This window comes from Amycolatopsis mongoliensis (assembly GCF_030285665.1).
GTDB lineage: Bacteria > Actinomycetota > Actinomycetes > Mycobacteriales > Pseudonocardiaceae > Amycolatopsis > Amycolatopsis mongoliensis.
The window spans coordinates 424,155-444,562 of sequence record NZ_CP127295.1; the positions used below are offsets into that span (position 1 = coordinate 424,155).

A 20,408-nucleotide genomic window follows, 5' to 3' on the forward strand; every position below is an offset into this window, starting at 1 on the left:
TGGGGGCCACCCCGTCTCGAGCGTATCGGCGCCGCCCGACGACGACCCGCCCCGAAAGCGCCCTCACCCTCGACTTGTCCACAACGCCCGTCGCCTGTGGACAACTCGTGCCTCCCGCCGACACCCACCCGCCGTTTCGGGTAAAGATGGACGGGTGGACGTGGACCTGGTCGTGCCGATGAAACACCCCCGCGACGGCAAGTCGCGGCTGCGTGGTGCCGTCGAGGCCGAGCACCACCCCGGCCTCGTCCTCGCCCTCGCCGCCGACACGCTCGCCGCCGTGACCTCGAGTGCGCACGTCCGGCGCGTGCTGCTGGTCGCCGCCGATCCCGATGCCGTCGCCGAGCTGGGTGAGCTCGGGGTCGAGATCGTCGCCGAACCCGCCGAGAGGACCCTCAACGCCGCCTTCCGCCACGGTGAATCCCTGCTCCGGGCCGACGACCCCCGAGCCGTCGTCGGCGCCCTCCAAGCCGATCTCCCGGCCCTGCGCGCCGGCGACCTGGCCGACGCCCTCGCCGAAGCGGCGGGAGCCCGGGCCTTCGTCGCCGACCGCCAAGGCACCGGCACCACCCTCCTGCTGTCCGCGCCCGGCGCCGCCCTCGACCCGCACTTCGGCCTGGGCTCGGCGCGAAAACACGCCGCCTCCGGGGCGGTCGCGCTCCAGCGGCAGCTCCTCAGCCTGCGCAGCGATGTCGACACCCCGGACGACCTCGCCCACGTGCGCGGCCTGGGTGTCGGGAAACACACCGCCGCCCGCCTCGGCGAACCCTGCGCGGCGCCCCGCTGAGCTGTTCACCTGACCTTCACCGCGGCCTGCGCAATTCAGCGTGGCTTAGTGAAGAATGGAGCCCGTGAGCACAGAAGACGGCGGCACGCCCGCACCGCGGAGGCGACGGAACCCGGCGAACGGATCTTCGGAGACGGGGAAGAAGTCCACTCCCCGGGCGAGCACCACGGCCAAGAAGGTCCCGTCGAAGTCCACCGCGCGCGACACCGCCGCCCGTGCCACCGCCGGCAAGGCGAGAACCCGCAAGACCACCGCGGCGGCGGCCACCCCGGCGTCGACCCGGCGCCGCAGCTCCGCGCACGGCAACCCGCGCGGCGCCGAAGAGTTCCGGGCGGTCCCGTCGGCACCGCCTGCCGTCACCGCCGCCCCGACCGCCACCGAGACGCTGCCGGACGACCGGTACTTCAACCGGGAGCTCTCCTGGCAGGACTTCAACGCCCGCGTGCTGGCGCTGGCCGAGGACGAGTCGCAGCCGCTGCTCGAACGCACGAAGTTCCTCGCGATCTTCGCGTCCAATCTGGACGAGTTCTACATGGTCCGCGTCGCCGGCCTGAAGCGCCGCGACGAGACCGGCCTCCTGGTGCGCAGCGCGGACGGGCTCACCCCGCGCGAACAGCTCGACTACATCGCCAAGCGCAACCAGGACCTGGTCGAGCGGCAGACCGGTGCGTTCGAGAAGCACCTGCGCCCGCAGCTGGCCGAGCACGACATCCTGATCGTCGGCTGGGCCGACCTGTCCGGCGCCGACCAGCTCCGGCTGTCCAGCTACTTCTCCGAGCAGATCTTCCCGGTGCTGACGCCCCTGGCCGTCGACCCGGCGCACCCGTTCCCGTACATCTCGGGCCTTTCGCTGAACCTCGCGGTCACGGTGCGCGACCCGGAGGGCGGCACCGAGCGCTTCGCCCGGGTGAAGGTGCCGAGCAACGTGCAGCGCCTCATGCGCGTCGAGACCGAGCGCACCAGCCGCACGGCGACGTTCCTGCCCCTGGAAGAACTCATCTCCGCGCACCTCGGTGAGCTGTTCACCGGCATGGACGTCACCGAGCACCACGTCTTCCGCGTCACCCGCAACGCCGACTTCGAGGTCGACGAGGACCGCGACGAAGACCTCCTGCAGGCCCTCGAACGCGAGCTGGCGCAGCGCCGGTTCGGCCCGCCGGTGCGCCTCGAGGTCGCGCAGGACATGAGCGAGCACATGCTCGAGCTGCTGCTGCGCGAGCTGGACGTCGACCCGGCCGACGTCGTCGAGGTGCCCGGCCTGCTCGACCTGACCTGCCTGCACCAGCTGTCCGGAGTGGACCGCAAGGAGCTGAAGGACCGGCCGTTCGTGCCGGCGACGCACCCGGCGTTCGGCGAGCGCGAGACGCCGAAGAGCGTCTTCGCGACGCTGCGCGAGGGCGACGTGCTCGTGCACCACCCGTACGACTCGTTCTCCACGAGCGTGCAGCGGTTCATCGAGCAGGCGGCGGCCGATTCGAAGGTCCTCGCGATCAAGCAGACGCTGTACCGGACGTCGGGCGACTCCCCGATCGTCGACGCGCTGATCGACGCCGCGGAGGCGGGCAAGCAGGTCGTCGCGCTGGTCGAGATCAAGGCACGGTTCGACGAGCAGGCGAACATCACCTGGGCGCGGACGCTGGAGCGCGCCGGCGTCCACGTCGTGTACGGGCTGGTCGGGCTGAAGACGCACTGCAAGGTGTCGATGATCGTGCGCCAGGAGGGCTCGACCATCCGCCGCTACTGCCACATCGGCACCGGCAACTACAACCCGAAGACCGCGCGGCTCTACGAGGACATCGGCCTGTTCACCGCCGACCCGAGCATCGGCGCGGACGTCACCGACCTGTTCAACGTGCTCACCGGGTACTCGCGGCAGGACACCTACCGGACGATCCTGACGTCGCCGCACGGCATCCGCCGGGGCATCGTGCGCGCGATCGGCGAGGAGATCGAGCTGGCGCGGGCCGGGCAGGACGCCGGCATCCGGATCAAGTGCAACTCGCTGGTCGACGAGCAGGTCATCGACGCGCTCTACCACGCGTCGCAGGCCGGGGTGCCGGTCGAGATCGTGGTGCGCGGGATCTGCACGCTCAAGCCCGGCGTCGAAGGGCTTTCCGAGAACATCCACGTCCGGTCGATCCTCGGCCGGTTCCTGGAGCACTCGCGGATCTTCAACTTCCGTGCCGGCGGCACGCACTGGATCGGCAGCGCGGACATGATGCACCGGAACCTGGACCGGCGGATCGAGGCGCTGGTGCGGGTCAAGGACCCGAAGCTGACCGCGCAGCTCGACGACATCTTCGATTCGGCGCTGGACCCGGCGACGCGGTGCTGGGTGCTGACCGCGAGCGGCGAGTGGTCGCCGTTCCCGGCGGACGGCTCGCGGGTGCGCGACCACCAGCTGGAGCTGGCGAAGCTGCACGGGGCCGCCGGATGACCCAGGAGGTACGGGCGGCCGGCGCGGTGCTGTGGCGCGGCTGCGGCAAGGCGACCGAAGTCGCCCTGGTGCACCGCCCGCGGTACGACGACTGGTCGTTGCCCAAGGGGAAGCTCGACCCCGGCGAGACGACCGCCGAAGCCGCCGTACGGGAAGTGAAGGAAGAAACCGGGTTCGACGCGGTCCTGGGCCGGTACCTGGCCCGGACGGCGTACCCGGTGCCCACGCGCAACGGCTCCGGGACGGTCCCGAAGACGGTCGACTACTTCAGCGCCGAAGCCGTGTCCGGAGTGTTCGCCGCGAACGACGAGGTCGACGAGCTGCGCTGGCTCGACCCGACGGCCGCGGAGAAGCTGCTGACCCGGCCGGAGGACGTGCGGGTGCTGCGCGCTTTCTGCGAGGTGCCGGCAGGCCTGACGACGCTGGTGCTGGTGCGGCACGCGAAGGCGGGCAAGCGGGACGAGTGGACCGGCGACGACGACCTCCGGCCGCTGTCGGACGCGGGTCTGCGGCAGGCGTCGGCGTTGCGGCGGGTGCTGGCGCTGTACGGGCCGGACCGGGTGCTGTCGGCGCCGCGGCTGCGGTGCGTGCAGACGGTGCAAAGGGTCGCCGACGACCTCGGGATCGAGGTGCGGCACGAGCCGCTGCTGTCGGAAGAGGGGTACTGGCCGGACCCGGTGCTGGGCGTCGCGCGGCTGCTGGCGATCGCGGGCGACGGCGGGACACCGGTGGTGTGCAGCCAGGGCGGGGTGATCCCGGACCTGGTCAGCGCACTGGCCGACCGCGACGGCGTGGACCTTCCGGCCGCCCGCGGCGGCGTGGTCCCGAGCAAGAAGGGGTCGTTCTGGGTTCTGTCGTTCCGCGCGCCGACGACCGAGGACGGCCCGGTGCTCCTGGCGGCCGACTACCACCCGAGCGCCCTGCCGACGCCCTCCCCGACCCGCTCCTGAGCCGGCTATCCCCACGCCGGCCGTGATGTGGACAAGCGGCCTCGGCCGGGCCTTTTCCGGGCTGTTTCGTCGGAGGCCCCCGATACGCTGGACAAGGGCACGCCCCCCAGGGAGGGCGGGGGCTGCTCTGGGCCGGCTGCTCCGCCGGCGCGGTGCGTGGTCCTGAGCGGCGTGGCAAACCTTGGGCCGCTTCCACCAGCGCAAAACGGGTCGCCCGCTGCGCCCGTACTTCCCCAAGGGCACCGACCGACCACCTCGACGCGGTCGCGGTCGAACTCGACGACCGACCCCGAATGCCCCTCGACCGGGACACCCTCAGCCGAACGCATGACACAGCTGCTCACCACAAGACAGCGCCGTGACAGTCGATCTTGGTGTACTGGGTCCGGGTCCCGCTGGGCTGCGCCGGGCTAGGGGTACGGCGCATCCCGGGACGGGGGTCCGTCTGTCGGCACCGTCGCCAGCAGAGCCCGGATCTCCGGGATTCGCGGGTCGCCGAGGCGCTGGCAGACGGTCAGCGCCTCGGCCCAATGCTCCCGCGCCTCCCCGCTCCGCCCGGTGCGGAGCTTGAGGCGGCCGAGGGTGATCCGGACGTCGATGGTGCCGTAGTCGGCGTTCAGCTCCTTCAGCTCGGCGAGAGCTTCCAGGCCCGCCTTCTCCGCTTCGTCCTGCCGCCCGGCTCCTTCGAGCGCTTCGGCGACGTTTCCCAGCGCCAGCGCCGCGTGGTACCGGTCGCCCAGGTCGGCGAAGGCCTGGTGCGCGGCCTGCGCGGCCTCGGCGGCGTTGTCGTAGTTGCGGAGGCCGATGCGGCTGGCGCTGACGTTGAGGAGGGCGTGCGGCACGAACGTCCGCTGGCCGTGGTCGCGGGCGAGACGAACCGCCTGGAGGGCGTAGCGCTCGGCTTCGGCGTACTCGGCCCGGACGTAGTACGCGCCGGCGAGGTTGGAGAGGATCGCCACCGCCAGCGCGGTGCCGTCGCCTGCCTCGGACGCCGCGCGCGCCTCCTCCAGGGCTTCGAGCGCCTTGTCGGGCTGGAGGGTGCGCAGGTAGGCGGAGCCGAGATTGTTGGCGCTGTACTGCAGGCCGGTGTTGTCGCCCGCCTCGCGGGTCGCGGTGACGGCCGTGCGGGCGGTCGTGATCCAGTCGTCGCGGTCGTGGCGTTCGGCGAAGAACCCGCGCAGCAGCCACGCGAGCTTCCAGGCGTGGGCGGTGAAGCCGTTCTCGGCGGCGACGCCGACGAGCGCGGTGAGGGCCGTGCGTTCGGTCGTGTACCAGGCGATCGTCTGTTCGTGCTGGGTGAACCGGATGGCGGGCACCGGCGCGGGGCCGAGCGTGATGTCGTCGGTGAGCAGGTCGGGACGGACGAGCTTGGTCCCTTCGGCGACGCTCGCGAGGTACCAGTCGAGGAGCCGGCGCCGCGCGCCCGCGCGTTCGGCCGCCGTCGTCTCGGTTTCGACGAGCTCGGCCGCGTAGACGCGCAGGAGGTCGTGGAACTGGTAGCGGTCGGTGCTGGGCTGGTTGAGCAGGTGCGTGGCGGCGAGCTGGTCGGCGAGCTCGCGGGCCTCCCGCAGGTTCGCCCCGGCCAGCGCGGCGGCCGAGGACAGGCTGAAGCCGTGGCCGGGGTGCAGGCCGAGCAGCCGGAAGAAGCGCGCGGCGGCCGGGCGCAACGCCTTGTACGACCACGAGAACGCGGCCCGCAGGTCGGTGCCGGCGTCCTGCGGGTCGCGCAGGGTGTCGAGCCGCAGCCGCTGGTCGCGCAGCTCTTCGACGATCCCCGCGAGCGAAACGCCGGAAAACCGCGACGCGCGTTCCCCGGCCAGCGCCAGTGCCAGCGGAAGACGGCCGCAGAGCTGGACGAGCTCGGCGACGGCATCGGGTTCGGCGGCCAAGCGCTGCGGTCCGACGCTGCCGGCGAGCAGCGCGGTGGCGTCCTGGTCGTCGAAGGAACGCAGGGCGATCCGGCGGGCACCGTCGCGCGCGACGATGCCGCGCAGCTGGTTGCGGCTGGTCACGACGACGAGGTTGCCGGGGCCGGGCAGGAGCGGGCGGACCTGGTCGGCGTCGCGCGCGTTGTCGAGCAGCATGAGCGTGCGGCTGCCGGCCAGCCGGCTGCGCAGGAGCGCCGAGCGTTCCTCCACTGTGGAAGGCAGGGTCTCGGGCGGCTCGCCGAGGGCGCGGAGGAAGCCGGCCAGGGCGGCCTCCGGGGTGACGGGCGTGTCCGCGGAGTGTCCGCGCAGGTCGAGGAACAGCTGGCCGCCGGGGAAGCGGTCGCGGACGCGGTGCGACCAGTGCACGGCCAACGATGTCTTCCCGACCCCGGCCGTCCCTTCGATGACGACGATGCCGGACGCGCCGCCGGGCGGGAGGCGGTCGAGTTCGGCGAGTTCCGGGCCGCGCCCGGTGAAGCCGGCGACGTCGAAGGGCAGCTGCCGCGGCACGGTGTGGCCGGCGGGTTCGGTGTCGGCGGCGAGCAGTTCGGCGTGCAGGCGGCGCAGGTCCTCCCCCGGCTCGACGCCCAGCTCGTCGGCGAGCAACGCGCGAAGCCCGGCGTACCGGGCCAGCGCTTCGGCGCGGCGGCCGGACCGGGCCAGGACCCGCACCAGCCGTTCCCACAACGATTCCCGCAGCGGGTGCTGGGCGACGAGGTCGGTGAGCTCGGCGACGAGCCGGGCGTCGGGGACGAGCCCGGCGTCGAGGTCGATGCGCTGCTCCACGGCGAAGAGGTACCGCTCGGTCAGCAGCGGGCCCCATTCCGCGGCCAGCGCGGGGGAACCGACGCCTTCGAGGGGTGCGCCACCCCAGGCGGCGAGCGCGGCGGTGAGCAGTCCGCGGCGGCGCGCGGGTTCCGTCGTGGCGGCGGCCTGGTCGAGGGTGCGGAGGAAGCGCAGCGCGTCCACCCGGGACGGGTCGACGACCAGCCGGTACCCGTCCGGTTCGGTGACGACGGTTTCTTCGCCGCACAGGCGGCGCAGGCGCATGACGTAGGTCTGGAGGCTGCCGCGGATGTGCGCGGGCGGATCTTCGCCCCAGACACCGCGCGCGAGAGCATCGATCGACACCAGGCGACCCGCGGACAAGGCCAGTGTCGCGAGCAGCGCGCGCTGCCGGGAACTGGTCAGCACGACCGGCGAACCGCCGACGAGCACCTGGAACGGGCCGAGTAGCCGGATGTCGATGGTGGTCGCCCCCAGGTTCACGCGCCGCGGGGCACCGCCGGACGCGGACCCCGAGGAGGGCAGCGTGGCATCACTCGGCCGGGCGCTCAAGCAACTTTGCGAAATTGGGCGGAACCGGTCCCGGGCCGCCGGGTGCTCCGAGCGGGTGGTGCACGGATCCCGTTCGGACGGCGGATCTTGGCAGTGGGTAACGCGGGCGCACCCGAACCGGCGGCTCACGTTTCCGTGCGGTCGGTGCAGGCGTACGGCGGGCCGGTTGGCGTGCTTGGAAGATCGGTTCGCCTGTCTCACGGGTCGGTTGACGTACCTGGAGAGTCGGCTCGCGTACCTGGCCGGTCGGTTCGGGTACCTGGCAAGCCGGCTTGCGTACCTGGCCGATCGGCTCGCGTATCTCGCGGTCAGTTCGCGAACCGGTCCCCGAGCAGGCGAATCGGCCCTCCGGGCACGCCAACCGCTTCTTGAGCACGCGACCCCGGGTTCCCTGGCGCGCGAGCCGACTCCGAAGTACAAGAGCCGCCCCTCCGGCACACGAGCCGACTTCCGAAGTTCGCGAGTCGACCCTCCGGGTTCGCGACCCGGCTCCCTGGATACGTGAGCCGACTCCCCGAATACGCGAGCCGTGGCCGAGGGCGTGGCCGACTCTCCCTGCGCCGCGATTCCCGACCGTCCGGGACGATCACTTCCCCCATCGGCCCAGGAAACGCGGTAGGGCCCCGCGCGGCACGCGGGGCCCTACCGGAAAATCCACTCGCTCAGCAGGGGTAACCCCCTGGGGGACCCCCGATTTCACGTTACCGCAGGGGTCCGACAGTTTCGGGCGGTCAGCTCTTCTTCGCCGCCGAAGTGCGCTTGGCTGGTGCCTTCGCCGCCGTGGTCTTCCGGGCTGTCGTGGCCTTCGCGGCCGTCGTGGCCTTCGCCGCCGTCGTCTTCCGGGCCGTCGTGGCCTTCGCCGCCGTCGTCGGCTTCGCGGCTGTCGACTTGGCCGCCGTCGACCTGGCCGCGGTCGACCTGGTGGTAGTGGTCTTCGCCGCCGTCGTCTTCGGGGCCGCCTTGGCCCGCGTCGTGGTCGTCTTCGGGGCCGCCTTGGCCGCCGTCGCGCGCGTCGTCGTCGCCGGCTTCGCCGCCGTCGCGCGGGTCCGGGTGGCCGTCGCGCGTGCGGTGGCCGGCTTGGCCGCGGCCGCGCGGGGCGTCGTGGCCCGCGTCGTCGTGGCCGCGCGGGCGCCGGTGGCGCGCTTGACGGGCGTGGCCTTGGCCAGCTTCTTCGCGCCGGAAATGACGTCCTTGAAGGTGGTCCCGGCGCGGAACGCGGGCACATTCGTCTTCTTGACGCGGACAGCCTCACCGGTACGCGGGTTCCGGGCCGTCCGCGCCGCGCGAGCGCGCTTCTCGAACACCCCGAAGCCGGTGATGTTGACCTTTTCGCCCTTGTTGACCGTCCGGATGATGATGTCGACCAGACCGTCGACCGCCTCGGAAGCGGCCTTCTTGTCGCCCAGGCGCTCCGTCAGCGCCTCGATCAGCTGGGCCTTGTTGGCCATTCCAGTCCTCCAAGAAGGAAGTACTCGTCCACGGCCACGTCGGGCCGACTAGCGACACGGTATTACCAAGGCAGCACAAATTCCAAACGGCACGCGGAATCTTTCCCTTGTCCCGGGGCGGGTTCCGCCTCGCGAAGCGGCCCTCGAAAGGGGCCGCCGGAGGGCCGTTCGGTGTCGTGTCGGAGCCGGTCAGGCGGGGCGGGACTCCTTGCCGCGCAAGCGATCCCGCCCCGGGGCCGGGTCAGCCGGCGACGACCGGCGTCGTCGTCGGCTTCCAGGACGGACGGGCCGCCTCGAAGGCGTCGATCTCACCGGCATGGCGCAACGTCAGCGCGATGTCGTCGAGACCTTCGAGCAGCCGCCAGCGGACGTAGTCGTCGATCTGGAAGGGCGCGGTGAAGTCCTTGGCCCGCACGGTCTTGGTCTCGAGGTCGACCGTGACCTCGGTGCCGGGCTCGTTCTCGAGCAGCTTCCAGAGCAGCTCGACGTCGTGCTGCTCGCACTGCGCGGCGACCAGGCCGCCCTTGCCGGAGTTGCCGCGGAAGATGTCGGCGAACCGGGCGGAGATGACGACCCGGAAGCCGTAGTCCATCAGCGCCCAGACGGCGTGCTCGCGGGAGGACCCGGTGCCGAAGTCCGGCCCCGCGACCAGCACGCTGCCGTTCTTGAACGGCTCGGTGTTGAGGATGAAGTCCTGGTCACCGCGCCAGGCGGCGAACAGGCCGTCCTCGAAGCCGGTCCGGGTCACCCGCTTGAGGTAGACCGCCGGGATGATCTGGTCGGTGTCCACGTTGGACCGGCGCAGCGGGACGCCGATGCCGGTGTGCTGGGTGAACGGTTCCATGGCAGTAGCTCCTCGGGTGGGGTCAGCGGGCGGCGGTCAGCAGGTCTTCCGGCGACGACAGCGTGCCCCGGACGGCCGTGGCGGCGGCCACGAGCGGCGAGACCAGGTGCGTCCGGCCGCCCTTGCCCTGCCGGCCCTCGAAGTTGCGGTTCGACGTCGACGCGCTGCGCTCGCCCGGCTTCAGCTGGTCCGGGTTCATGCCCAGGCACATCGAGCAGCCGGCCTGGCGCCACTCGGCGCCGGCCGCGGTGAAGACCTCGTCGAGGCCCTCCTCCTCGGCGGCCTTGCGGACGCGCATCGAGCCGGGAACCACCAGCATCCGGACCGAGTCCGCCACTTTCCGCCCGCGCAGCACCTCGGCCGCGGCCCGCAGGTCCTCGATCCGGCCGTTGGTGCAGGAGCCGAGGAAGACAGTGTCCACCGCGATCTCCCGCAGCGGGGTGCCGGGCTTCAAGTCCATGTAGGACAGGGCTTTTTCAGCGGCGATGCGGTCGTTCTCGTCCGGGATCGCCTCCGGGTCGGGCACCTCGGCGCCCAGCGGGAGGCCCTGGCCGGGGTTGGTGCCCCAGGTCACGAACGGCGTCAGCTCGCTCGCGTCGAGGTGCACCTCGGCGTCGAACTCGGCGCCGTCGTCGGTGCGCAGCTGCCGCCAGTTCTCGACCGCCGCGTCCCAGTCGGCGCCGCTCGGCGCGTGCGGGCGGCCCTTCAGGTACGCGAACGTCGTCTCGTCCGGGGCGATCATCCCGGCGCGGGCGCCGGCCTCGATCGACATGTTGCAGACGGTCATCCGGGCTTCCATCGACAGGGCCTCGATGGCCTTGCCGCGGTACTCGAGGATGTAGCCCTGGCCGCCGCCGGTGCCGATCTTGGCGATCACCGCGAGAATGATGTCCTTCGCCGTGACGCCGGGCCGCAGCTCGCCGTCGACCGTGATCGCCATCGTCTTGAACGGACGCAGCGGCAGCGTCTGGGTCGCCATGACGTGCTCGACCTCGGACGTGCCGATGCCGAAGGCGATCGCGCCGAACGCGCCGTGCGTGGAGGTGTGGCTGTCGCCGCAGACCACGGTCATCCCGGGCTGGGTCAGGCCGAGCTGCGGGCCGATGACGTGCACGATGCCCTGCTCGGCGTCACCCATCGGGTGCAGCCGGACACCGAACTCCTTGCAGTTGCGGCGAAGGGTGTCGACCTGGGTGCGCGAGACCGGATCGGCGATGGGGAGCTCGATGTCGACGGTCGGGACGTTGTGGTCCTCGGTCGCGATGGTGAGGTCGGGGCGGCGCAGCGGCCGCCCGGCCAGCCGGAGGCCGTCGAAGGCCTGCGGGCTGGTCACTTCGTGCAGCAGGTGGAGGTCGATGTAGAGCAGGTCCGGTTCGGCGCCTTCCCCTCGGCGCACGAGGTGGCTTTCCCACACCTTCTCCGCCAGTGTGCGGGCCTTGCCGGTCGGGCTGGTCATCTCCGGCTCCTTCCACGGTTCGACGTCGGAACTCGGGCGCGCACCGCGGGGGCCAATGCGAGCCGCGAAGGAGGGGCGCAGCTCGAGTTCAGGGTTTTCCCAGATGCTGGACTTCCCAAAGTGCGGGACGCTAGTATCGGGTCGTGGGACAGCATAGCGGTATCGGAGTACTGGACAAAGCAGTGGCCGTTCTGCAGGCGGTCGCGGACGACCCCTGCGGCCTCGCGGAACTGTGCACGCGGACGGGCCTGCCCCGGGCCACCGCGCACCGCCTCGCGGTCGGCCTCGAGGTGCACCGGCTGCTGCGCCGGGGTCCGGACGGCCGCTGGCGTCCCGGTACGGCGCTGGCCGAACTGGCCGGCGGTTCGACGGATCCGCTGCTCGACGCGGCGGGCGTGGTGCTGCCGAAGCTGCGGGACGTCACCGGGGAAAGCGTGCAGCTCTACCGCCGCGACGGCGTGCAGCGCGTGTGCGTCGCGACGGCGGAGCCGCCGAGCGGGCTGCGCGACACGGTCCCGGTGGGCTCGCGGCTGCCGATGACGGCGGGCTCGGGCGCGAAGGTGCTGGCTGCGTGGGCGGATCCGCACACGCAGCGCACGATCCTGGCGGACGCGGTCTTCGGCGAGCGGACGTTGCTGGAGGTGCGCCGCCGCGGCTGGGCGCAGAGCGTGGCCGAACGCGAGCCGGGGGTGGCGAGCATTTCGGCGCCGGTGCGCGATTCGGCGGGCGCGGTCGTGGCGGCCGTGTCGGTGTCGGGCCCGATCGAGCGCATCGGCCGCAAGCCGGGGGCGCGCTGGGCGGCGGACCTGCTCGCGGCGGCGGATGCGTTGCAGGAACGCCTGTAACTCGCGCCCCAGGAGTCACAGTGGTGTCAGGCTTGGCCCGTTTCGAAGCGCGCCACCTTGCCGTCGCGAACCGTGAACGTCCACCGGGTCCGCATCGCGCCCCAAGTCGAGTTCGAGTAGTCCGCGACGAACTCGCGACCGTCGTCCGCCGCGGTGGCCACCTCGAGGTGGCCCTGGCTGGCGAAAATCTCCCGCTCCGTCCACTCCGCCAGGTCGCGGTCCGTGCCGTCGTCGGACATCGTCGCGTCCGCGGTGAGCGCGGCCCGGAACGCTGTGCGGTCGCCCGCGTTCAGTGCGTCGACGAACGCGCGCACCGCCGGGTCGCCGATCGAATCCGTCATGGGGTCATCGTGCACCGTTCGGGGGAACCTCGCGAAAGCCGCGTATTCGGTGACGGCGGTCACGTCTCCTTCAGGACAGCACCACGGAGGGGGAAAGACGATGGTGAACAGAAGGGCGCTGGCGATGCTGCGGGCCGTCGGCGCGGGGCGGGCCGAGCTCACCTGCAGCTGCGAGCCGGACCTGAGGGTGGACGGGTTGCCGTGCTGCGACCAGGCGACGGCGCACGAGCTCGCGCGGGCGGGGCTGATCCGGCCGGCGCGGGGGCCGGTGGTCGCCGTCGGGCAGTGGACGCGCGCGGAGCTGACCGACGACGGCAGGCTCGCGCTGGGCGGGACGATCGCCGCGGCCTGAAGCAACCGTCGGGCCACCTCGCGCGTGTAGGCGCAAAGGGTCACTGCGAGGGGAAGCCATGAAGATCGTCCCAGCACTGCTCGGCGCCTGCCTGCTGCTGACCGCCTGTTCGGAGCCGCGCCCGGCCGCGCCCACCGTGACGGTGACGGCCCCGGCCTCACTCGCCCCGGCACCGGCCGTCGACCCGGCGACGCTCGACTGGCTGGACGGCTTCTGCTCCGCCATCCACGGCTACCGGAAGCGCACCAACGAGGAGGCGGCGCCGGGGACGTCCGAACCGCGCTCGGTCGTGGAAGCGCAGAAGATGCTCAGCGAGGAGCTGGGCGGCATCGCGGACCGCACGGGCGAGGTGGTCGACCGGCTGACGGCGCTCCCGCCGGCCCCGGTGCCGCTGGCCGAGACGGTCCGGAAGGCGCTCGCCGGGAAGTACACGACGGCCCGCGACCGCGCCCGCGACGCGAAGACGGCGTTGGACCGCGCGGCGCCGGGCGACGTGGCCTCGCAGGATCCGGCGATGAAGGCGCTGCAGGAGGCCCAGCAGGACGTCGACGGCACGTACGACCCGATCGCGCCGCTGGCGGAGTCCCGGGAACTGGTGACGGCGGCGGCGAGCGCCCCCGGCTGCAAGGTCTGACCGAAGCTGGTCGTGAGTGTTCAGGGCGGTTCTAACCGCCCTGAACACTCACGACCACGGGGGTCAGCGGCGCGTGAACGGGGCCTGCAGCGGCAGCGACCGCGACGAGTCGCCCACCTGCACCGTGAACTCGCCCCGCACCGGGCGCCAAGCGTGCCCGGCGGTGTCCCACACCGAAAAGTCGCGTGCGTCCAGTTCGATCGTCACGCGGCGGGACTGGCCCGGCGCCAGCTCCACCCGCGAGAACCCCTTCAGCTGCCGCGGTGGCTCGCCCGCGGCCGCCGGGAAGCCGAGGTACAGCTGGGCCACCTCCGCGCCCGCGCGGTGGCCGGTGTTCCGGACCGTGAACGTCGCCGTCGCGCCGTCGCCGGTGGTGTGCACCGACAGCCCGGAGAACGCGAACGTCGTGTACGAGAGGCCGTGCCCGAACGGGAACAGCGGCGTGCGGCCCTGCGCGTCGAACCACCGGTAGCCGACCTGCAGCCCCTCCGAGTACGTCGCGACCCCGTTGACGCCCGGGAACTGCGCCGCCGTGTTCGCGGGGGTGTCCGCGTCCGCCGCGGGGAACGTGACCGGCAGCTTCGCCGACGGGTTGACGTCCCCGAACAGCACGCCGGCGACCGCGGCGCCGTCCTGCTGGCCCGGGTACCACGCCTGCAGGATCGCGGGCACCGACGACGCCCACGGCATCAGGACCGGTCCGCCGCTCTTCACCACGACCACGGTGTGCGGGTTCGCCACGGCGACCGCCGTCACGAGGGCGTCCTGGTTGCCGTCGAGGGCCAGGCTCGGCCGGTCCTTGCCTTCGGCCTCGTTGTCGCCGACCATCACGACGCTGACGTCCGCGGTGCGCGCCAGCGCGGCCGCCCGCGCCGGGTCGCTGCCGTCGTCGAGGGTCACCGCGGCGCCGGGAACCCGCTGCCGCAGCCCCGGCAGGGGGTCCACTGTGGACGTCGGAATGACGGCGGAGCTGCCCCCGCCGCCGGTCTTGGCCTTGGTCGCGAACGGCCCGATCAGCGCGATCGACTTCACCGCACGGTCGTCGAGCGGCAGCTGGGCGTGGTCGTTGCGCAGCAGCACCATGCCGCGTTCGGCGAACTGCCTGGCGGCGGCGTCGTGCTGCGCGGTCGGCAGCGGGGTGAGCACCGGCGGGTGGTCGAACTGCCCGAACGTGAACATCGTGCGGAACCGCGGCACCAGCAGCTCGTCGACGCGCTGTTCGCTCACCTGCCCGGCGAGCACGGCCTGCTTCATCTTCTCGCCGTACCAGGTGCCGTCGATCATTTCGAGGTTCATGCCCGCGTTCGCCGATCCGACGGTGCTGTGCGCGGCACCCCAGTCGGACTGGACGAACCCCTTGAACCCCCAGTCGTCGCGCAGCTTGTCCTGCAGCAGCGCCGGGTTTTCGCACGTGAACACGCCGTTGATCTTCGGGTAGGCGCACATGACGGACCCGGCGTGGCCTTCGGTGACCGCCTGCTCGAAGTGCGGCAGGTAGATCTCGTTGAGGGTGCGCTCGTCGATGTGCTCGTCGATGCTCTGGCGCTGGGTCTCCTGGTTGTTCGCCGCGTAGTGCTTGACCTCGGCGATGGTGCCGTTCTCCTGGATGCCGCGGATGTCGGCGGCGCCCATGGCCCCGACGAGCACCGGGTCCTCCCCCATGCCCTCGAACGTCCGGCCGTTGCGCGGGACGCGGGCGATGTTGATGTCCGGCCCTTCGGACACGTTGTGCGCGAGCGCGCGGGTTTCGTCGCCGATCAGGCGGCCGTAGCGGCGGGCGAGGCCGGTGTCGAACGTCGACGCCAGCGCCATCGTGGCCGGCAGCGCGGTCGCCGGCTTCTGCGGCTTGTCGTCGGCCGGGCCCATGCCGGCCGGGCCGTTGGCGATCCGGAAGCCGGGCACGCCCAGCCGCGGGATGGGCGGCACGAACCGCTGGTGCTCGGCGTCGGGCTGCAGGTGCAGCTGGGAGATCTTCTCGTCGAGGGTCATCGCGGCGACGAGCTCCGCGGCGCGCCGGTCGGGCGACTGGCGGGCGTCGCGCCAGGGCTGCGCGTCCGCCACCGCCGTGGCCGGTGTCGCCAGCGTCAACCCCAGTACCGCGGCAAGAACGAGCCGGCCGTTGCGCATCGAGTCTCCCTCGCCACCGAACGGATCAACGGCGGACAAGCTAACGCATACGTGACCAGGAAACATAGACTCGATAGTCGTTCATGTACTTGAATATCCGGGAGGCTCAACCGTTTCCCCGGCTCAAGCGTGGAGGGGGCGCGCAGGAGAGGGGACGGGCCGTGCGGAAGAAAACACTGATCGGACTAACGGCCGCGGGAACGGCCGGCGGCGGCACGCCGGCGACGTTCACGGGTCTGAACGGCCAGCCGGCGACCCCGACCTTCACCGTCCTGGGCACCCCGTCGAAAGCGGCCGGGCCGGCGAAGCCGCAGGTCACGGCGAAACCGGCGGGCGCACCGCAGACCGGGGACGGCCCACCGGGCTGATCCTCCACAAAGGACACCCCGGGGCGGGTACGGTTCCCCCAGGCCCGCCGCCCCGGGGCCGCCCACCCCCAGCGGGCGGATTCCGGCCCGGCGGGCGGTTCACGCCCCCGGGCCGGTCTAAAGCGGCAGGCTCGCGCGGCGAAGACCGAAGTCATGGACAGGTCGTGCGGGCCGTCCTCAGCGAGCCGCGGCCAGCCGCAGCGCCCGGTACACGAACTGCTGGTCCCCCAGCCGATGCCGCAGGTCACGCTCCAGCCCCGCGATCGGGTACAGGTTCTGCGGCGCCCGCGAGTCCTTGTAAGCCACCGACGCGAACCGTCCCAGCACCGACTGCGTCAGGTTCGCCAGCCCGGCCACCTCCTCGCGCCCGAGGTGCGGCGCCGCCTCCACGCGGACCACCCCCGACCACGGCGGGCCCCCGGCCGACGGCAGGCGCAGGTACCAGGAATGCCGGACCCACGTCGTGCCCATCAGGAACACCGGCGTGCGCTGGTGCGGGCCCAGCCGGCCGACCATCGCGTTGAGCTCGCCCGGCAGGTACGTCGTCTGGTGGCTCTTGATGAACCCGACCGCCCGGGGCAGGTGCGTGCGGCCGCTCAACGGGCCGTCGACGACGAGCAGGTCACTGCCGACGTGGCCGGCGATCGCCCGGCGCGCCTCGCCCGCCGTGTCCAGCTCGGCCTCGGCCAGCTGCTCCTGCAACGCCGACGACAGCACGACCGCCAGCGGCTTGTCCTCCTTGGCCGCGGAGCGGAACGCCCGGTAGACCCCCGCCGAGGTGGGGATGTCCCCTGCCTCCGACGCCACCGTGAACACCCCGCGCCGGACGTCGGTCGCGACGACGTGGGCCCGGCCCGAACAGCAGCACACCACTCCGGCCGCGTAGGAAGCGCAGAGCCCGATGGACGCCGAGTTCATCCCCTCGGGGTCGTCGATCCAGACGCGGGCGTCGATCCGGCGGACACCGTCGACGAACAACACCGCCTCGGGCGGCGAAACCGGCGTCGGGTCGATCGGCGCCCATTCTTCCGTGGGCACCTCGACCTCGAGCTCGACCTCGGCCCCCGACCGCGCCAGCTCCTCGGCCTCCATCGAGCTGCCGTAGCCCGGGTCCCACGAGTCGATGCTGAAGGTCGTCCCGGCCACGGCGGTCATGCGCCCTCCCTGCTGATGTGCGAGCCGGTGCCGTCGCGGGTGACCTGGAACCGCACCGGCACGCGCTCGGCGAGCGCCGGCACGTGCGTGATCACCCCGACCATCCGGGAGCCGGTGGCCGACAGGTTCTCCAAAGTGGACGCCACGACGTCGAGAGTGGCCTCGTCCAGCGTCCCGAAGCCCTCGTCCAGGAAGATCGACTCGAGCTTGGTCGCGCCGTCCGCCGCCATCGCCCCGAGCTGGGACGACAGCGCGAGGGCCAGCGAAAGCGACGCCTGGAACGTCTCCCCGCCGGACAACGTCTTCACCGGGCGCCGCGCGTCGGCTTCGTTGTGGTCCACCACCAGGAAGTCGCCCTTGTCGTGGGTCAGCTCGAACTGGCCGCCGGACAGCTCGAGCAGCGACGCGGACGCCTCGGCGACGAGCGTGTCGAGTGCCCCGGCGATCAGCCAGCGCGGGAACTTGTCCGAGCGCAGGAGATCCGCGAGCAGCCGCGCAACCTGCGCCTCGGACTCCGCGGCCGCGATGTCGCCGTGCAGGCCCGCCACGCGCGCCACGCGCCGCTTCATCTCCGTGTGGTCGCCCTCGGCCCGCGCCCGGGCGGCGGCGACGGCCACCGGGACGCGGTCGCGCACCGGCCCCTCCGGCACGTCGACCTCGAGCGCGGTGACGTCGTCGGCGACCGCGCGTTCGGCCACCCGCAACGCTTCGGCGGCTTCGCCCTCGGCGGTCGTGGCGGCGGCCAGCCGGTCCCGGTGCCGGTTCGCCTGCCCGGCCGCCCAATCCGTGAGCGCGGTCCAGGCGTCGAGGAGGCTCTCGCCGTCGATCGGCGGGGCACCCAGGCCGACCAGCGGGTCGCGCGCCCGGGACAGCCGCTGGCGTTCGGCGTCGACCTGCTCGGCGATCCGCGCCTGGGCTTCCGCGGCTTGTTTCGCGGCCGCGCGGGCGGTCCGCAGATCCGCGTCGGCCGTCTTCGCGGCTTGTTCGAGTTCCGCCACCTTCGCGAGCTGCTCGGCGACCACCTCGGCGGAGGGCGCGCCGGCCAGGGTCTCGATCAGTTCGCCGTGGCGGCGCCGGGTGTTCGCCCACTCGGTGCTCGCCGACTGGTCGGCGAGCGCCGCCTCCGAAGCCCGCTTCCGCCGCTGTTCGGCGTTCCGCTCGGCGGAGGCGAGGTCGTCCGCCGCGACGACGGCTTCCTTGCCCGCGGCTTCGGCGGCCGCTTCGAGTGCGGCCAAAGCCGTCCGCCGCTCTTCCAGGGTGGCCGCCGCCCAGGCGGTCAGCCGCTGCCAGCCCGCCGGGACGTCGTCGGCGTCGACCGCGGGCGCGCCCAGTTCCACCAAGGGGTCGCGTGCCGCCCGCAGCGCTTCCCGGGCCGCCGCGAACGACTTCTCCACGACATCGGCCTCGTGCTGCGCCGCCGTGCGGTCGGCGCGCGCCGCGGCCAGTTTCGCGTCCGCGGCGTGGGCGGCCTCGGCGACGCGGGTACGGCCGTCGATCGTCGCGGACAGCCATTCGCCGCGTTCGCGCACGGCGGCGACGAGGTCCGCGTAGTCCTGCTCGGAGAAAGAGGCCTCGACCGGGCGCCGCAGCACCGGCGACTCCGGCGGGCCGTCGACTCCGACGAGGACCGCACGCAGTTCCTCCGCCTGCGCGGCCGCCGACGCGGCCGAGTCGGCGTCGCGGTCCACGGCCCGCTCCAGCTTGCGCAGCGCGGACTCGGCGGCGGCGCGGTCCCGTTCGGCCCGCTCCAGGCGTTCGCTCGCCTCCGACAGGTGGGCGTGCCCGACGGCGTCGGGCAGCTTCGCGACTTCCTGCTCGCAGACCGGGCACGGGTGCCCGACGGCGAGTCCCGCCCGCAGACTCAGCGCCTGCCCGGCCCGGTCGGCTTCGGTCACCGCCGTCTTCGCCGCGGTGACTTCGGCGTCGGCGCGGGCGAAGGCGGTTCTCGCCGCTTCCAGTTCCTTCCGGCGCGCGACCTGCTCGGGCGCGGCCTTCCGCTGGGCTTCGCACACCGCGTAGAGCGTCCGGGCGTCGGAACGGGCGGCGGCGAGCGGGGCGACGTCCGGCTGCGCGGCCAGCGCCGCGCGAGCTTCGGCGTCGGCGACCTCGGCGGCATGCAGGCGGGCCTCGGCGTCCGCTGTGCGTTTCGCCACCCGTGCCGCCTCTTCCGAGAGGTCCCCGAGATCCGCCGGCGGTTTCAGCCCCGCCAGCCGGTCGCGGTCCTGCCGGGCCCGCGCCGCTTCGGCGGCGGCGTCCTCGGCGGCGCGGGCCGTCGTGTCCCGGGTCTTGCGGGCCGCATCGGTCGCGGACACCGCGTCGGTGACCGCGGCGGCGGCGGCCGCTTTCGCCTCCGCTGCCGTCTTCGCCGCCACTTCCAGGCGCGGGAGGGCCTTCTCGGCCTCGGCCAGCTCCGTGCGGGCGGCGCGGATCCGTTCCAGCTCGCCGCGGGCGGGAGCGGCGGCGAGCGCGGCACGGGCCGCTTCGTCCGCCGTCTCGGCCGTTTCCAGCCCCGCGCGTGCCGTCGCGGCCGCGTCCGCCGCGGCGCGGCGCCGGGTTTCGAGGTCTTCGACGCCGTCCGGGCGTTCCAGCGCGTCGAGGACACCCAGCTCCCGCGTCAGCGACGCGACGAGCTGCCGCGCTTCGTCGTGGGCGCGGGTGGCGTCGGACAAACCCGGCAGGGCCGCGCTCACCCGCGCGTCGAGGTCCGCGAGTGCCGTCATCCGCGCGGAAAGCTCTTCGACGGCCTCTTCGGTCGCGTCGGCGTAGCTGCCGAGCTGTTCGGCGAGGACGGCGGCGCGCTGCTTCTGCTGCTCCGCGGTGACCCCGGCGCGGCGGCCGATCCGTTCGTAGACCTCCAGGCCCAGCAGCTTGATGAGGATCTTCTGCCGGTCGGCGGCCTTGGCGTGCAGGAACTCCGCGAAGTCGCCCTGGGGCAGCGCCACGCAGGTGCAGAAGTGCTTGAACGTCAACCCGAGCAGGCGTTCGACGGCCGGGGTGACCTCGGAGTCCGCGGCGACCGGGTCGGCGTCGTCCTCCGGACCGCCGAGCGCGGTCGGGTCGGCGAGCCGTTCCAGCCGGACGTTCTTCACGCTGACCGTGGGTTTCTTCCCACCGCTGCGGCGGACTTCGCGCACGACGTGGTAGCGCGTGCCCCCGGCGTCGAACACCAGCCGCACGGTGGCCCGGTTCGCCGTCGGGGCGAGTGCGGGCGCGACGAGCCCTTCGTGGTCCCAGCGGGCGACGGAGCCGTACAGCGCGAAGGTGAGCGCGTCGATCACGGTGCTCTTGCCGGCGCCGGTCGGCCCGACGAGCGCGAAGTAGTCCGTGTCGTCGAAGCTGACTTCGGTCTTGTCGCGGAACGACGCGAAGCCGGTCATCTCCAGCAGCACAGGCCGCAT

The 20,408-nt window shown here is 72.8% G+C and carries 15 protein-coding genes; 7 read left to right on the forward strand and 8 right to left on the reverse strand.

Annotated features, from left to right (window positions below):
• Window positions 1-154 precede the first annotated feature (154 nt).
• Genes cofC through QRX60_RS02055 form a run of 3 tightly spaced genes read left to right on the forward strand, consistent with a single transcriptional unit; the run spans window position 155 to window position 4,174 of the window.
• Window positions 155-787, forward strand: coding sequence for a 2-phospho-L-lactate guanylyltransferase (gene cofC / locus QRX60_RS02045; protein ID WP_285999089.1), 633 nt, complete (start codon window positions 155-157; stop codon window positions 785-787).
• A gap of 55 nt (window positions 788-842) precedes the next feature.
• The gene (locus QRX60_RS02050; protein ID WP_285999090.1) at window positions 843-3,224 is read left to right on the forward strand and encodes an RNA degradosome polyphosphate kinase; all 2,382 of its coding nucleotides are present in this window, start codon (window positions 843-845) and stop codon (window positions 3,222-3,224) included.
• The gene (locus QRX60_RS02055; protein WP_285999091.1) at window positions 3,221-4,174 is read left to right on the forward strand and encodes an NUDIX hydrolase; all 954 of its coding nucleotides are present in this window, start codon (window positions 3,221-3,223) and stop codon (window positions 4,172-4,174) included. The genes QRX60_RS02050 and QRX60_RS02055 overlap by 4 nt, the downstream gene beginning before the upstream one ends.
• A 410-nt stretch (window positions 4,175-4,584) precedes the next feature.
• Here QRX60_RS02055 and QRX60_RS02060 read toward each other — a convergent pair whose 3' ends face one another.
• The 4 genes from QRX60_RS02060 to leuC all read right to left on the reverse strand — a co-directional run bounded on the left by QRX60_RS02060 (window position 4,585) and on the right by leuC (window position 11,188).
• Complete coding sequence (locus QRX60_RS02060; RefSeq protein WP_285999092.1) at window positions 4,585-7,371, reverse strand: AfsR/SARP family transcriptional regulator; 2,787 nt, start codon at window positions 7,369-7,371, stop codon at window positions 4,585-4,587.
• 800 nt (window positions 7,372-8,171) lie between these two features.
• Complete coding sequence (locus QRX60_RS02065; protein ID WP_285999093.1) at window positions 8,172-8,888, reverse strand: HU family DNA-binding protein; 717 nt, start codon at window positions 8,886-8,888, stop codon at window positions 8,172-8,174.
• Window positions 8,889-9,129: 241 nt separating this feature from the next.
• Window positions 9,130-9,732 carry a 3-isopropylmalate dehydratase small subunit gene (gene leuD / locus QRX60_RS02070; protein WP_285999094.1) on the reverse strand — a complete coding sequence of 201 codons (603 nt, stop codon included), beginning with the start codon at window positions 9,730-9,732 and terminating at the stop codon, window positions 9,130-9,132.
• Between the two features lie 22 nt (window positions 9,733-9,754).
• Window positions 9,755-11,188, reverse strand: a complete 1,434-nt coding sequence (leuC, locus tag QRX60_RS02075; protein WP_285999095.1) for a 3-isopropylmalate dehydratase large subunit — start codon at window positions 11,186-11,188, stop codon at window positions 9,755-9,757.
• A gap of 143 nt (window positions 11,189-11,331) precedes the next feature.
• Here leuC and QRX60_RS02080 point away from each other — a divergent pair, with 143 nt between their 5' ends.
• On the forward strand, window positions 11,332-12,033 hold the full coding sequence (locus QRX60_RS02080) for an IclR family transcriptional regulator (RefSeq protein ID WP_285999096.1): 702 nt from the start codon (window positions 11,332-11,334) through the stop codon (window positions 12,031-12,033).
• Between the two features lie 26 nt (window positions 12,034-12,059).
• Here QRX60_RS02080 and QRX60_RS02085 read toward each other — a convergent pair whose 3' ends face one another.
• Window positions 12,060-12,374 (reverse strand): nuclear transport factor 2 family protein, encoded by a 315-nt coding sequence (locus tag QRX60_RS02085; protein ID WP_285999097.1) that lies wholly within the window; start codon window positions 12,372-12,374, stop codon window positions 12,060-12,062.
• A gap of 100 nt (window positions 12,375-12,474) precedes the next feature.
• On the opposite strand from QRX60_RS02085, the gene QRX60_RS02090 reads away from it, so the two are divergent.
• Together QRX60_RS02090 and QRX60_RS02095 are read left to right on the forward strand one after the other, a co-directional pair.
• Window positions 12,475-12,726, forward strand: coding sequence for a hypothetical protein (locus tag QRX60_RS02090; RefSeq protein WP_285999098.1), 252 nt, complete (start codon window positions 12,475-12,477; stop codon window positions 12,724-12,726).
• A gap of 58 nt (window positions 12,727-12,784) precedes the next feature.
• Complete coding sequence (locus QRX60_RS02095; protein ID WP_285999099.1) at window positions 12,785-13,360, forward strand: hypothetical protein; 576 nt, start codon at window positions 12,785-12,787, stop codon at window positions 13,358-13,360.
• Between the two features lie 63 nt (window positions 13,361-13,423).
• Here the strand turns inward: QRX60_RS02095 and QRX60_RS02100 are convergent, their stop codons facing one another.
• Window positions 13,424-15,487 (reverse strand): glycoside hydrolase family 3 C-terminal domain-containing protein, encoded by a 2,064-nt coding sequence (locus QRX60_RS02100; RefSeq protein WP_285999100.1) that lies wholly within the window; start codon window positions 15,485-15,487, stop codon window positions 13,424-13,426.
• A 161-nt stretch (window positions 15,488-15,648) separates the two neighbouring features.
• Here QRX60_RS02100 and QRX60_RS02105 point away from each other — a divergent pair, with 161 nt between their 5' ends.
• Window positions 15,649-15,855, forward strand: coding sequence for a hypothetical protein (locus QRX60_RS02105; RefSeq protein ID WP_285999101.1), 207 nt, complete (start codon window positions 15,649-15,651; stop codon window positions 15,853-15,855).
• Window positions 15,856-16,032: 177 nt separating this feature from the next.
• On the opposite strand, the gene QRX60_RS02110 is transcribed toward QRX60_RS02105, so the two are convergent.
• Window positions 16,033-17,010, reverse strand: coding sequence for a hypothetical protein (locus tag QRX60_RS02110; protein ID WP_285999102.1), 978 nt, complete (start codon window positions 17,008-17,010; stop codon window positions 16,033-16,035).
• Window positions 17,007-20,408: an AAA family ATPase gene (locus tag QRX60_RS02115; RefSeq protein WP_285999103.1), complete on the reverse strand. Its 3,402-nt coding sequence runs from the start codon at window positions 20,406-20,408 to the stop codon at window positions 17,007-17,009. The genes QRX60_RS02110 and QRX60_RS02115 overlap by 4 nt, the downstream gene beginning before the upstream one ends.

Coding starts and splice junctions, on each gene's coding strand:
- leuC (WP_285999095.1), bottom strand. CDS start 11,188: ATGACCAGCCCGACCGGCAAGGCCCGCACACTGGCGGAGAAGGTGTGG.
- QRX60_RS02085 (WP_285999097.1), bottom strand. CDS start 12,374: ATGACGGATTCGATCGGCGACCCGGCGGTGCGCGCGTTCGTCGACGCA.
- QRX60_RS02090 (WP_285999098.1), top strand. CDS start 12,475: ATGGTGAACAGAAGGGCGCTGGCGATGCTGCGGGCCGTCGGCGCGGGG.
- QRX60_RS02115 (WP_285999103.1), bottom strand. CDS start 20,408: ATGCGGCCTGTGCTGCTGGAGATGACCGGCTTCGCGTCGTTCCGCGAC.
- QRX60_RS02100 (WP_285999100.1), bottom strand. CDS start 15,487: ATGCGCAACGGCCGGCTCGTTCTTGCCGCGGTACTGGGGTTGACGCTG.
- leuD (WP_285999094.1), bottom strand. CDS start 9,732: ATGGAACCGTTCACCCAGCACACCGGCATCGGCGTCCCGCTGCGCCGG.
- QRX60_RS02050 (WP_285999090.1), top strand. CDS start 843: ATGGAGCCCGTGAGCACAGAAGACGGCGGCACGCCCGCACCGCGGAGG.
- QRX60_RS02095 (WP_285999099.1), top strand. CDS start 12,785: ATGAAGATCGTCCCAGCACTGCTCGGCGCCTGCCTGCTGCTGACCGCC.
- QRX60_RS02055 (WP_285999091.1), top strand. CDS start 3,221: ATGACCCAGGAGGTACGGGCGGCCGGCGCGGTGCTGTGGCGCGGCTGC.
- QRX60_RS02065 (WP_285999093.1), bottom strand. CDS start 8,888: ATGGCCAACAAGGCCCAGCTGATCGAGGCGCTGACGGAGCGCCTGGGC.
- QRX60_RS02110 (WP_285999102.1), bottom strand. CDS start 17,010: ATGACCGCCGTGGCCGGGACGACCTTCAGCATCGACTCGTGGGACCCG.